Consider the following 13,353-nt stretch of genomic DNA (forward strand, 5'->3'; position numbering starts at 1 on the left):
GAGAGAAAGATTGATTCAGTGGAGAAAGATTATCGTTATATTAGCGACACCATTTGTGCTTTTATGCATAAATGGTATAACTATAACGAAAGCGGTATCTTTTATAGAGCAACAAGAAATTACAGATTTAAATAAGGAATGGACGATTACATTTAATCATCCAATTAATAAAGCATCGATTACTAGCTCTTCAATTACGATTAAAGATGAAGCAGGAAATGATTTTCCGACTACATTAGAGATTAATAAAAATAAAGTTAAAGTGAAGCCTAAAAAATCATACGAAAACTATACGACATATACTTTAAATGTCCAAAATAATATTGAAAATGATCAATCAAATCGCTTGAAAAATAGTTTCAAGTTGATTTTTACTACCAATTTTGCAATTGAGGATATTAAAAAAATCACGCCTTTAAATACTTCTGATTATTACGGACAGGCACTTGTAACACTATCCTATGACGATGGCTATCGAGATTGGTATGATAAAGCACTACCACTCCATTCGAAATATAATATGCCTGGAACTTTTAATATTATCGGTGATAAATTGTACTCAGATGATGAAATTTATATGACATCATCTCAAGTATGGGTTGCACATGATTTAGGTTTAGAAATTGCATCGCATACACAAAATCATGTTTTTCTAACAAAAAAATCAGTGGACGATATTCGTTATGAATTTGCTGAAAGCATAAATACAATCGAATCTTTACTAGGCAAAGGTGTCGTTTCAACTGTTGCGATTCCTTATTCCGATTATAATGAAGAAGTAAGGAAAATTGCTATGCAATATTTCGACGGTATTCGTGTATTAGGTAGAGAAACGAATATACCTAATAATTATGATCCGTACTGGTTAAAATCATATGCTATTACAAATACAACAGAATTTTCAGATGTGAAACAATGGATTGATAAAGCGGTTGCTGAGAAATCTTGGGTCATTATTATGTTGCACGGTATTAAAGAAGATCGATTGGAAGAGTATGAAACAACGCCAGAAATTTTAGAACAGATGATGAAATATATTAATGGATTAGGTAAAGATTCTATTTTACCAGTAAATACAAAGGAAGGATTACAGCTTACAAAATAAAAAAACTGAATCCAAAAATCAGCAGCAGTTTATGTTTTGGTTATGTGTGTCTAGCATACAACTTGAACGTAACGAATGAAGCTTATCCTTTGCTAAGCCACAAATTCTCTAAGTAGTAAATTGAAAAAGGAACCTTAAAGAAGACACATTGCCATTCAAATTTAATGGGGTTTAGAATTGACGAAGGGAAAAAAATCGCCGTAAACGGCGATTTTTTTATTGGAATTGCGAAAGTCGTGAAAAGAAGTTTTTGACGAAGTCTAAGAATATTTTTTCGGAAGGCGCAATTTCACGGTTAACTGGTGAGATAATTCCCACAGTTCTAGGTATTGTGGGAGACTCGATTGGCACTTTTACCGTAAATCGAGCGGCTGAATCGTATAGTGAGCTTTCTGGTAATAAGCTGACCCCGATTCCAGCGGCCACGAGGCCTTTTAGTGCATCTAAGTCCTCTCCTTGTGAAATGACATTTGGTGAAAAGCCAGCTGCACGGCATGCATCCATTGCGACTTTATGTAAAATATAGCCGTCTGGGAATAACACAAATAGATCATTGCGTAATTCAGCCAGCTGAATACTTTCTTTTTTAGCTAATGGGTGGTTTGCTGGTAGTAGTGCCGCAATATTTTCAGTAAATAAAACGGTTGATTGAATAGTCTCATCTTTTGGTGGAAGCGGCCCAAGGAATGCTAAGTTTAACTCACGGTTTTTGACAGCATCTATTAAGAAACGATAAGAGCCTTGACGGAGCTGGAATTGTAAGTCGGGGTATTCACGCTTAAAGGCCGAAATAACGGTTGGTAGTACATAACTAGCTAAGCTTGTTGGAAAACCAATTTTAATAGTACCTTTTGCTGGATCCAAGTATTCTTCTACCTGCTTGGCAGCAAAATCAATTGCTTTTAAGGCAGTAATTGTATGTTCAAGAAAAGTTCTTCCAATCGGTGTCAATTTTACATTTCGTCCGACACGTTCAAAAAGTGGTGTACCTAATTCATCTTCTAAATTGGCAATTTGACGGCTAATTGCTGATTGTGCAACATGAAGATGTTCTGCGGCTTCTGAAATATGCTCACGTTCAGCCACTTCAACAAAATAACGTAATTGACGTAACTCCACTTGATACTCACCTCTATTTATCGAAAAATACGATTGTTTATATTGTAATTATATAATATTTAGTATTAAAAATAACTGTAAACATGTAGATAAGCTAAATAAAAGTTAAATAGATGTTTAGAACTGCTTAGCTTTTAGTTACGCTAGGAGTTATTTTGTGTGGAATCTCAGTGTAATTTCTTAGCAAAATAGTTGGAGGACAAAAATACTTGAACTAGTACTCTATAATTTTTCTTCTCTGTAATTGATTCCATTCTAAAGAAAAAGGATATAGTATAGATATTGTTGTTTATGCAAAATGTCACAAAACCGCTACAATTAGCGCTTCCTGATAGGTTTCCACTATGTTGCTAGATGAAATCCATTCTCAATTAGTTATATTTTATTGAAAATGAAGTAAGTTGATTCTCATTGTCAGCATCCTTTAGCAATAAACTGAAAATGCTTACAAAGTCTTTGTTTTGCAAGATGTCATTAGAGAAGTTGGAAAGTGATTGAAATGGTTTGCATAGAGAACGATTTTCAGTTAAGATTAGAATGATGATAATTAAGGAATGGTTCCCCATTCAATGAACACACTATGGAGGTAATTTTAATGTCAACTTTAGTAATTAAAGATCTTCACGTTGAAATCGACGGGAAAGAGATTTTAAAAGGCGTAAACCTTACAATCAATACAAATGAAATCCATGCAATCATGGGACCAAATGGTACGGGTAAATCTACATTAGCTTCTGCTATTATGGGTCACCCTAAATACGAAGTAACTTCTGGTACAGTTGAGCTTGATGGCGAAAACGTACTTGAAATGGAAGTAGACGAACGTGCACAAGCTGGATTATTCCTAGCAATGCAGTACCCATCAGAAATTGCTGGTGTTACAAATGCAGACTTCTTACGCTCAGCTATCAATGCTCGTCGTGAAGAAGGCGATGAAATTTCACTGATGAAATTCATCCGCGAATTAGATAAAAACATGGAATTCCTTGAAATGCATGAAGATATGGCACAACGCTACTTAAACGAAGGTTTCTCAGGCGGTGAGAAAAAACGTAACGAAATTCTTCAGTTAATGATGATTAAGCCAGCATTTGCAATTTTAGATGAAATCGACTCTGGTCTTGATATTGATGCACTGAAAGTTGTATCTAAAGGCATTAACGCAATGCGTGGCGAAGGCTTTGGATGCTTGATGATTACACACTATCAACGTTTACTGAACTACATTACGCCTGATCATGTACACGTAATGATGCAAGGTCGTGTTGTAAAATCTGGTGGAGCAGAGCTAGCTCAACGCTTAGAAGCAGAAGGCTATGACTGGATTAAAAGAGAACTAGGTATCGAAGAAGAAACAGAAGAACAAGAAGCATAAGAAGGAGGACGAACTAGCATGACAGTGGAAATTAACTTGCCTGTAACTGTACAGGACGTGCGCTCGTTCTCTGAAGCTAATGGTGAACCAACTTGGTTTACAGAGTTTCGCGCGGCAGCACTAGACAAAGCAGCTGGTTTAGAAATGCCAAAACCAGATAAAACAAATATTACAAAATGGGATTTCATGAACTTCCCAACGCACACAGTAGAAAGTGAAGGTTTTGCTTCACTTGATGCACTACCAGAAGAAGCTAAAGGCTTAATTGACCTTGAAGCACAAGAAAACTTATATATCCAACGCAATAACACACCAGCATTCATTAAAACATCACAGGAACTTTCTGATAAAGGTGTTATTTTTACAGATATGTTAACTGCTGTACGTGAACATGGTGAGCTTCTTAAAAAGTATTTCATGACTGAAGCAGTAAAAGTTGATGAACATAAATTAACAGCGCTTCACGCAGCACTTGTTAATGGAGGCGTATTCGTCTACGTACCAAAAAATGTAATTATCGAACAGCCGCTACAAGTGGTATTCTTAAATGATAATGCAGATGCTTCACTTTATAACCACGTATTAGTGGTAGCTGAAGCAAATGCTGCTGTAACATATGTTGAAACATACATTTCAACAGTTGAAGAAGCAAAGGGCCAAGCTAACATCATTGCAGAAGTCGTTGTTCAAGATAATGCACAAGTAACTTACGGTGCGGTTGATGTACTAGCAAAAGGTTATACTACTTATGTTAATCGTCGTGGACGTTTAGCACGTGACGGAAAAATTGACTGGGCACTTGGTTTAATGAATGATTCAGATACTATTTCTGAAAACATTACACACCTGATTGGTGATGGTTCTCATGCTGATACAAAAACAGTAGTAGTTGGTCGTGGAGAACAAAAACTAAACTTCACAACTGAAGTTCGTCACTGGGGTAAAAATTCAAATGGTCACATCTTAAAACATGGTGTGATGAAAGACGCAGCACAATCAATCTTTAACGGTATTGGCTATATTGAGCACGGTGCAACAAAAGCCGACGCACAACAAGAATCACGCGTGTTAATGCTTTCTGAAAAAGCACGTGGCGATGCTAACCCGATTCTTTTAATCGATGAAGACGATGTAACAGCAGGACACGCAGCATCTGTTGGCCGAGTAGATCCACTTCAATTATATTATTTAATGAGCCGTGGTATCTCGAAAACAGAAGCAGAGCGCCTTGTTATCCATGGATTCCTTGCGCCAGTTGTTACGCAATTACCAATTGAGGGCGTTCAAAAGCAACTGACGGAGGTTATCGAAAGGAAAGTTCGCTAATGATGAATAAAGACATTAAAAGCTATTTCCCCATTTTAAATCAGGAAGTCAACGGACATAAGCTCGTTTACCTGGATAGCGCTGCAACTTCACAAAAGCCTATTCAAGTAATTGAAGCGATGAAGCATTATTATGAATTTGATAACTCAAATGTTCACCGTGGTGTGCATACATTAGGGAACCGTGCAACAGATAAATATGAAGGTGCGCGTGACAAGGTTCGTAATTTTATTAATGCTAAAACAACAGAAGAAATCATTTTCACTCGCGGTACAACAACTGCGTTGAATACTGTAGCATCTAGTTATGGTCGTGCCAATATTGTAGAAGGCGATGAGATTGTCATCACTCATATGGAGCACCATTCAAACATTATTCCTTGGCAGCAACTTGCGAAAGAAAAAAATGCAACATTAAAATATATTGAACTTGAGGCAGATGGTACCCTTAACCTAGATAAAGTACGTGCGACGATGACACCGAAAACAAAAATTGTTTCAGTGTCAATGGCGTCCAATGTTCTTGGTACCATTAATCCTATTAAAGAGATTGCTCAAATTGCACATGCTAATGGTGCAGTAATGGTAGCAGATTGTGCACAAGCAGCACCACATATGAAAATTGATGTGCAAGATTTAGATGTGGATTTCTTAGGATTTTCAGGACATAAAATGTGCGGCCCGACTGGAATAGGTGTACTATATGGTAAAAAAGAGCACCTTGAAAAGATGGAGCCAATTGAATTTGGTGGCGAAATGATCGACTTTGTTGGACTTCATGATTCAACGTGGAAGGAACTACCTTGGAAATTTGAAGGTGGAACACCGATTATTGCAGGTGCCATTGGTTTAGGTGCTGCCATTGATTTCTTAAATGAAATAGGGCTTGATCAGATTGCGCAGCATGAACATAAACTGGTAGGCTATGCAATGGATCAGCTTGAAACAATTGAGGGACTTAAAATTTTTGGTCCACGTGATCCAATGAAGCGTTGTGGCCTTGTTACATTTAACTTAGACGATGTACATCCACATGATGTAGCAACAGTTCTAGACATGAATGGTATCGCTGTTCGTGCAGGACACCATTGCGCACAGCCACTAATGAAATGTCTTCAACAAGTAGCGACAGCGCGGGCAAGTTTCTATCTGTATAACTCAGAGGAAGATATTGACCGACTAGTTACAGGGTTGCGTTCTGCGAAGGAGTATTTTGGCGATGTCTTTTAATAATTTAGATCAACTATACCGTTCAGTCATTATGGATCACTATAAAAATCCTCGTAATAAGGGATCTTTAGAAACAGATGCTGTAACGATTGATATGAACAATCCGACCTGTGGCGACCGTATTCACTTAACGCTAAAAGTGACTGATGGCGTTGTAGAAGATGCGAAGTTTGATGGTGAAGGCTGTTCAATTTCGATGTCTTCTGCATCAATGATGACACAAATTATCAAAGGGAAAAAAGTAGATGAAGCATTAGAGCTAGCTGACATTTTCTCTAAAATGATGATGGGCGAAGAATACAGCGAAAAATACGACCTAGAGGATGTTGAGGCACTACAAGGTGTTTCTCAATTTCCTGCACGTATAAAATGCGCGACATTGGCTTGGAAAGCAATGGAAAAAGGCGTAAAAGAATAAACGAACTAAAGCATCCATTATCCCCTTAAAGCACTGGATTTCAGCTTCACTTGAGGGATCGAAGCAATCTTTAGGGGATGGCGACTTTAGACTAGATAAAGAACATTAATTCGTGAACGGAGGAGAAATAATGGCTAAAAAAATGCCTGATATTGGCGATTACAAATACGGATTCCATGACAAGGACGTATCAATTTTCCGTTCAAAACGTGGTTTAACTGAAGAAATCGTCCGTGAAATTTCAAATATGAAACAAGAGCCAGAGTGGATGCTTGAATACCGGTTAAAAGCACTTGAAACTTTCTATGCAAAACCAATGCCACAGTGGGGTGGCGAACTCGGCGATTTAGACTTTGATGAAATTACGTATTACGTAAAACCATCAGAAGCAACACAAAAATCTTGGGATGAAGTACCTGAAGAAATCAAAGCAACTTTTGACAAATTAGGCATTCCAGAAGCAGAACAAAAATATCTTGCAGGTGTATCAGCTCAATATGAATCTGAGGTAGTATACCACAACATGAAACAAGATCTTGAAGATATGGGAATTGTCTTTAAAGATACAGACTCAGCACTTCGTGAAAACGAAGACATCTTCAAAAAATATTGGGGTACAGTGATTCCTTACTCTGACAATAAGTTCTCTGCTCTTAACTCAGCAGTATGGTCAGGTGGTTCATTTATCTATGTACCACCAGGTGTAAAAGTGGAAACACCTCTTCAAGCTTACTTCCGAATTAACTCTGAAAACATGGGGCAATTCGAACGTACGTTAATTATCGTAGACGAAGGTGCACACGTACACTATGTTGAAGGTTGTACAGCACCTGTTTACACAACGAACTCTTTACACTCAGCGGTAGTAGAAATTGTTGTACGTAAAGATGCATACTGCCGTTATACAACGATTCAAAACTGGGCGAACAACGTTTACAACCTAGTAACAAAACGTACAATTGTTGAAGCAAACGGTACAATGGAATGGATCGACGGTAACATTGGTTCTAAATTAACAATGAAATACCCAGCTTGTATCCTTAAAGGAGAAGGCGCTCGTGGTATGACGTTATCAATCGCATTAGCAGGTAAAGGACAACATCAACATGCTGGAGCGAAAATGATTCACTTAGCGCCAAATACGTCTTCCACAATCGTATCTAAATCGATTGCAAAACAAGGTGGTAAAGTAACATATATGGGTCAAGTACGTTTCGGTCCTAAAGCGAGTGGCGCACGTGCGAACATTGAATGTGATACGTTAATCATGGATAACGAATCTACTTCAGATACAATTCCATACAACGAAATTTTAAATGATAATGTTTCTTTAGAGCATGAAGCGAAAGTTTCGAAAGTATCAGAAGAACAATTATTCTACTTAATGTCTCGTGGTATTTCTGAAGAAGAAGCGACAGAAATGATCGTTATGGGCTTCATCGAGCCATTCACAAAAGAATTACCAATGGAATATGCAGTAGAAATGAACCGTCTTATCAAGTTCGAGATGGAAGGTTCAATCGGATAACACAACAAAACCCTTGTCACAACAATGTTTGTGACAAGGGTTTTTTTTATAAAACTTGGGGGATTATTCAACAAATTGACATTATGAAGAATTTGCCTTTGTCTTGTAAGCTGACCTGGTAACCTCTTAAAATATATTCTTCGCTTTACGACTCTGCAAAGGTTTAGAAATGGCCTGTTTGTCTAAAGCTAATCACACATCTTTTGTTTGAAGTCACTTATCAGTCAACAATTATTTTATCGTTAGGTGGTTGACATTTTTATTAGTTGTAACTATAATAGTTACAACAGGAGGTGCTAAATATAAAAATTAGTAGTCGTTTTACAATGGCTGTTCATATTTTATCAATTTTAAAACACAATCCATCAACTGTGTGTACTTCTGAATACATGGCAGAAAGCGTAAATACAAATCCAGTAGTGATTAGGAAAATTGTCTCCTATCTTAAAAAGGCAGGTCTTGTGCAAGTGCGTCGTGGAATGGGAGGAGCATTTTTACTGAAAGATTTACATCTTATTCCGTTGTTAGATGTGTATCGTGCTGTTGAAGTTGTAGAAGAAGATAGATTATTTCATTTTCATGATCAACCGAATCCTAATTGTCCTATAGGTGCAAATATCCAATCTGTTTTAGAACTAATACTAGTTCAAGCACAGGAGGCCATGGAACAAGTTTTAAAAAACATCACAATGGAACATGTAGTGACATCGTTAATAGATGAAATCCATAACAAACAGTAATGTGAATGCATTCATTTTAGAGAATGCATATTTATTTGCAATAGTTGTAACCAAAATAGTTACAACTATAGAGAAAGTGAGGGACTTAAGATGACACTAAAAATTAAAGCCTATTCGGATTTTATATGTCCCTTTTGTTTTTTAGGAAAAGGGCCATTAGATGAGCTTGTAAAAGAAAAAGATGTTGAAGTAGAATGGATGCCATTTGAATTACGTCCTACCCCTTTTCCGAAAATCGACCCATGGAAAGAACCCGAAAAATTAGGGTCATGGGATTCTTTTATACTTCCTACTGCGAAAAAGCTTGGAATCGAAATGCGTTTACCACGTGTTTCCCCGCATCCATACACGCATGTAGCTTTTGAAGGATATCAATTCGCAAAAGAACAAGGAAAAGGAAATGAATTTCATCATAGAGTCTTTACTGCGTTTTTCCAGGAAGAACAAAATATTGAGGACATTGAAGTATTAACACATTTGGCGAGCGAAGTAGGTCTCCCGAGCGATTATTTTAAAGAAGCTTTACTTTCAGGGAAATATCGCGAAGTCCATCAAAAGGCTTTAAATCATGCATATGAAGAAGCAAATATTACGGCTGTTCCGACGCTAATCATTGGTGATGAAGTGATCCAAGGATTAGCTAGTAAAGAAAGATTAGCGCAAATCATCGATAAACAATTAGCAAAATAAACAAAATCATGACAATGTGTAAGTGGCTTAGCTATTAGTGATGAACCAGTAAGAGGTTGTTCCAAAAGAAAAACAATATGCTTAGAGGTATCATATTATTTTTTGATACAAAGGTAAAAAAGAGGTTTGAAGACTGTTTAGACAGCCCATCATAAAAATAAATCAGTTAAAACTTGGAGGAATTTAAAATGTCAGTAACTACATCAAATGTAAAAGAAGCAATTATCAACCGTCGTTCAATTCGTAAAGTGAAAAAGAACGAAACAATCACTAAAGAAAGAATCAATGAACTGTTAAAAACAGCTGTACATGCACCATCATCTTTTAATATGCAAAGTGCACGTGTCGTTGTAGTGATGGATAAGGAGCATGATAAGTTCTGGAATATTGTAAAAGAAACACTAAGCTTACGTGTTCCAGAAGAAAGCTTTGCTGCTACTGTAGAAAGACTACAAGGATTTAAAGATGGAGTAGGAACAATTCTATTCTTTGAAAATCAAGCAACAATAAAACAAATGCAAGAAAACGCACCATCATATAAAGAGCAATTCCCATATTGGTCACATCAAGGAAGTGCAATGTTACAATACGCTACATGGTTATCTTTAACTGCTGAAGGCATTGGAGCATCCATACAGCACTATAACCCAATTATTGATGAGGAAGTAAAACAAACTTGGGATATCCCAGGTGAATGGAGCTTAATAGCACAAATGCCATTTGGTGAACCAAATGAACAACCAGGAGAAAAAACAGCATTACCTTATGAAGATATTGTGAGATTTTATTAATATTAAAAAAACAATTTACAACACTAAATAATGATTTAAACGTAAAGGCACCCTATATAGTAGACCATAAAAGTTTACTTTATAGGGTGTTTTTTGTTATTCCAAGTGAAATTTATTTAGAGAAGCGCTATAGAGCTCTTCACATAAACTCTTTGATATCTCCAGATAAACTTCGAATTATCTTCATATAAGCTTCAGATTGCTCTTATATAGTTAGAGTTATCAAGGAGGTAATGTAAATGAATTTTATCAAACGTGCAGTTTTGAGTGTCAAAGCAAGAAAGGGGAAATCGCTAATTTTATTCGCCGTATTTTTAGTTGTCGCTAATTTAGTATTAGCGGGATTTGCCATACAAAATGTCTCAAAGACTGCAAATGATCTAGCTAGACAAAAGTTAGGAGTTGACGTGAGTCTTAGGTTGGACGAGGAAAAACTGATGCAAAATGTAGCGAAACAGCGAGAAGAAAATCCAGGTGGGAGAATAAAACATCCGGAGCTTTCTGCAGAAGAAGCAGACCAATTAGCTAAATTATCATACGTAGAAGATTTTAATTATCTAAAAAGTGAGATGCTTGTTGCGGACGGTTACACACCCGTTAATGCTGACAAAGGTGGAGAGGCAGTAGGTGGATCGGTAGGGGGCAATAATAATGGCAGCATGAAAATGCCAGATACTTTCTTTCAAGGTGTGAGAAGTTCTGATTTATTGAAGGATTTTAAAGAGGGAACAAATAAAATTGTTGAGGGACGCCCAATAACACCAGAAGATAAGAATAAGAAAGTAGTCTTGATTGAAGAACGGTTAGCAGAACAAAACGAGCTTCAAGTTGGTGATAAGTTAAAGATCAAATCAACTGATGAAGTTTCGAAAGTGGAATTGGAAATTGTAGGAATTTACAAAAATTCTGACATAACTAACTTTGAGGAATCATTACCACCAATGATGCATCCATCAAATAGAGTGTATGCCAATTATGATTCGATGAAAGAATTTAATGAAAATGATAATGTCAATGATACAACAATTAACGAAGCAATTTACTACTTAAAAGATCCCGAAAGTATTGCGGACTTTAAAGCAGAAGGAAAGAAAACAACTATTGATTTTGATTTATTTAAATTAGATGCACATGATGCGTTGTATCAAAAAATGGTAGGCCCTATTGAGAATATAGCCTCCACTTCAAAGTGGATCGTATACTTAGTTTCCATTAGTGGATCCATCATTTTAGGTTTAATAATTATGTTGACAATAAAAGAGCGACGGAAAGAACTCGGGATTTTATTGGCAATTGGTGAGAAAAAAAGAAAATTAGTTGGACAACTTTTAGTAGAAGTATTATGTGTAGCTGTATTAGCATTTGGCATTTCGATAATTACAGGTGAAACAGTATCTCAAAAAATGGGAGACAGTTTATTACAGAAAGAAGTTATTGCTTCTGAAGAGCAACAACAAGAATCAAATAATCTAGGGTTCTCGTTTGGTATGATGAATGGCCAAGATAAAAACAAAGATGTGGATCCTATTGACAATATAGATGTAAGTATATCATCCCAAGATGTCTTGAATTTAGGGGGATTAGGTCTATTAATTGTGGTTTTATCAACACTTCTTCCAGCATTATCGATTCTTCGATTAAATCCAAAAGAAATTTTATTAAAAGATGAATAGGAGAGACTAATGGATACTATTTTACAGTTTAGAAATCTACAATACTATTATCAAAGTAATAATAAGAAAAACACGCTTTTAGAGAATGTAAATTTTACGTTTGAAGCGGGGTGCTTTTATAGCATTTTAGGACCATCAGGGTCAGGAAAAACAACAGCCCTTAGCTTAGCAAGTGGATTAGATAATCCAAAAGAAGGACATGTGCTCTACAAAGGAAAAGATATACGAAAGATTGGACTAAATACTTATCGAAATAAATACGTTTCGATAATCTTTCAATCATATAATCTCATTACGTATATGACTGCTCTTCAAAATGTAGTCACGGCAATGGAAATTACAGGGGTTAATGTGAAAGATAAAAAGGGAAGAGCGCTAGAGTTATTAGGAAAAGTTGGCTTAACGGAAGTAGAAGCAAAACGAAAGGTATTACAATTAAGCGGTGGTCAACAACAGCGTGTAGCAATTGCTCGTGCATTATCTAGCAATGTAGATTTATTAATTGCTGATGAACCCACTGGGAATCTCGATGAGAAGACTTCTGTGGAAATTGTTGAGTTATTTAAAGATCTAGCCCATAAAGAAAATAAATGCATCATTGTCGTCACGCATTCTCAGGAAGTAGCTAAACAATCAGATAAAGTAGTGTATCTTGAAAAAAGAAATTTAGTTTGCAAAAATTTGTAGGGGAAATAGATAATAAAACCTTTATCAAAACTCGTTTTGATAAAGGTTTTAAAATATACTAGCGGCCAACCAATCGATATAAACAACTTTTAATAATCTAGAAAATTAAAAAGGAGAGTTAACAATGTGGGGAAAACTAGCATTTTCCATTGGGTTAGTGTCAATGGGAATAGTAATTGGTTCGTTAACGAATTTGGTGAATTTAAGTGGGAGTGAAGAATCGAATCCATGCGAAGCAAATATGCAGCAAGATAATAGAATACAAAATCCAGGAGAAATGAAACCTGAACAGTTTGGGGAGTATAGTCCAGGTCCAGGAGAGATGAGGCCAGAACAATGGGGGGAATATGACCTAAATCAAGAAATGATACCAGAACAGTGGGATGAGAACTCTTCAAATCCAAGAGAAATGTCACCAGAACAACCGGGAAATGACGCTCTAAACCAAGATGGCACTATGTCAGGAGCAGCGTCTCCTAACTAATATTTATAGATTAGTTTAATAAATTTCTGTCGAGACATCTAGTAAAAAAAATACACCCTAAAGAGAGCGATGTAAAAGTGACTATACCATCTTTAATAAAATCTTCATCATAGTATAAACCAACCATTAATAAGCTTTTTATGCAGAAAATAGTTATTTAAACGCTGCTTACTAAAAACTCGCTTCTT

Annotated in this window: 13 protein-coding genes; 12 read left to right on the forward strand and 1 reads right to left on the reverse strand. The window is 36.3% G+C overall.

Annotated elements, in window-relative coordinates:
• Positions 1–10 precede the first annotated feature (10 nt).
• Positions 11–1,105, forward strand: a complete 1,095-nt coding sequence (locus H131_RS22965) for a polysaccharide deacetylase family protein (protein WP_010857451.1) — start codon at positions 11–13, stop codon at positions 1,103–1,105.
• A gap of 216 nt (positions 1,106–1,321) precedes the next feature.
• Here the strand turns inward: H131_RS22965 and H131_RS02400 are convergent, their stop codons facing one another.
• Entirely contained in the window at positions 1,322–2,224 is a 903-nt protein-coding gene (locus tag H131_RS02400; RefSeq protein WP_010857452.1) for a glutamate biosynthesis transcriptional regulator GltC, read from the reverse strand.
• A 589-nt stretch (positions 2,225–2,813) separates the two neighbouring features.
• On the opposite strand from H131_RS02400, the gene sufC reads away from it, so the two are divergent.
• From sufC to H131_RS02455, 11 genes are all read left to right on the forward strand, one after another.
• Positions 2,814–3,599 carry a Fe-S cluster assembly ATPase SufC gene (sufC, locus tag H131_RS02405; protein WP_196228903.1) on the forward strand — a complete coding sequence of 262 codons (786 nt, stop codon included), beginning with the start codon at positions 2,814–2,816 and terminating at the stop codon, positions 3,597–3,599.
• A gap of 18 nt (positions 3,600–3,617) precedes the next feature.
• Positions 3,618–4,925, forward strand: coding sequence for a Fe-S cluster assembly protein SufD (gene sufD / locus H131_RS02410; RefSeq protein ID WP_010857454.1), 1,308 nt, complete (start codon positions 3,618–3,620; stop codon positions 4,923–4,925).
• Positions 4,925–6,154, forward strand: a complete 1,230-nt coding sequence (locus H131_RS02415) for a cysteine desulfurase (protein ID WP_010857455.1) — start codon at positions 4,925–4,927, stop codon at positions 6,152–6,154. Before sufD ends, H131_RS02415 begins: the two co-directional genes overlap by 1 nt.
• Positions 6,144–6,572 carry a Fe-S cluster assembly sulfur transfer protein SufU gene (gene sufU, locus H131_RS02420; RefSeq protein ID WP_010857456.1) on the forward strand — a complete coding sequence of 143 codons (429 nt, stop codon included), beginning with the start codon at positions 6,144–6,146 and terminating at the stop codon, positions 6,570–6,572. The genes H131_RS02415 and sufU overlap by 11 nt, the downstream gene beginning before the upstream one ends.
• A 130-nt stretch (positions 6,573–6,702) precedes the next feature.
• Complete coding sequence (gene sufB / locus H131_RS02425) at positions 6,703–8,100, forward strand: Fe-S cluster assembly protein SufB (RefSeq protein WP_010857457.1); 1,398 nt, start codon at positions 6,703–6,705, stop codon at positions 8,098–8,100.
• 302 nt (positions 8,101–8,402) lie between these two features.
• Positions 8,403–8,840 (forward strand): Rrf2 family transcriptional regulator, encoded by a 438-nt coding sequence (locus H131_RS02430; RefSeq protein WP_036130960.1) that lies wholly within the window; start codon positions 8,403–8,405, stop codon positions 8,838–8,840.
• A 90-nt stretch (positions 8,841–8,930) separates the two neighbouring features.
• Positions 8,931–9,530, forward strand: a complete 600-nt coding sequence (locus H131_RS02435) for a DsbA family oxidoreductase (protein WP_010857459.1) — start codon at positions 8,931–8,933, stop codon at positions 9,528–9,530.
• Positions 9,531–9,718: 188 nt separating this feature from the next.
• The gene (locus H131_RS02440) at positions 9,719–10,321 is read left to right on the forward strand and encodes a nitroreductase family protein (protein ID WP_010857460.1); all 603 of its coding nucleotides are present in this window, start codon (positions 9,719–9,721) and stop codon (positions 10,319–10,321) included.
• Between the two features lie 239 nt (positions 10,322–10,560).
• A complete protein-coding gene (locus H131_RS02445; RefSeq protein ID WP_010857461.1) occupies positions 10,561–11,994 on the forward strand; it encodes an ABC transporter permease in 1,434 nt (477 codons plus the stop codon).
• Positions 11,995–12,003: 9 nt separating this feature from the next.
• Positions 12,004–12,681 carry an ABC transporter ATP-binding protein gene (locus H131_RS02450; RefSeq protein WP_010857462.1) on the forward strand — a complete coding sequence of 226 codons (678 nt, stop codon included), beginning with the start codon at positions 12,004–12,006 and terminating at the stop codon, positions 12,679–12,681.
• Between the two features lie 124 nt (positions 12,682–12,805).
• The gene (locus H131_RS02455) at positions 12,806–13,165 is read left to right on the forward strand and encodes a hypothetical protein (RefSeq protein WP_010857463.1); all 360 of its coding nucleotides are present in this window, start codon (positions 12,806–12,808) and stop codon (positions 13,163–13,165) included.
• The last annotated feature ends 188 nt before the right edge of the window (positions 13,166–13,353 follow it).

The organism is Lysinibacillus sphaericus OT4b.31 (genome assembly GCF_000392615.1).
Taxonomy (GTDB): Bacteria; Bacillota; Bacilli; order Bacillales_A; family Planococcaceae; genus Lysinibacillus; species Lysinibacillus sphaericus_B.

Coding starts and splice junctions, on each gene's coding strand:
- H131_RS02435 (WP_010857459.1), top strand. CDS start 8,931: ATGACACTAAAAATTAAAGCCTATTCGGATTTTATATGTCCCTTTTGT.
- H131_RS02415 (WP_010857455.1), top strand. CDS start 4,925: ATGATGAATAAAGACATTAAAAGCTATTTCCCCATTTTAAATCAGGAA.
- H131_RS02445 (WP_010857461.1), top strand. CDS start 10,561: ATGAATTTTATCAAACGTGCAGTTTTGAGTGTCAAAGCAAGAAAGGGG.
- H131_RS02440 (WP_010857460.1), top strand. CDS start 9,719: ATGTCAGTAACTACATCAAATGTAAAAGAAGCAATTATCAACCGTCGT.
- H131_RS02450 (WP_010857462.1), top strand. CDS start 12,004: ATGGATACTATTTTACAGTTTAGAAATCTACAATACTATTATCAAAGT.
- sufU (WP_010857456.1), top strand. CDS start 6,144: ATGTCTTTTAATAATTTAGATCAACTATACCGTTCAGTCATTATGGAT.
- sufB (WP_010857457.1), top strand. CDS start 6,703: ATGGCTAAAAAAATGCCTGATATTGGCGATTACAAATACGGATTCCAT.
- sufD (WP_010857454.1), top strand. CDS start 3,618: ATGACAGTGGAAATTAACTTGCCTGTAACTGTACAGGACGTGCGCTCG.
- H131_RS02455 (WP_010857463.1), top strand. CDS start 12,806: ATGTGGGGAAAACTAGCATTTTCCATTGGGTTAGTGTCAATGGGAATA.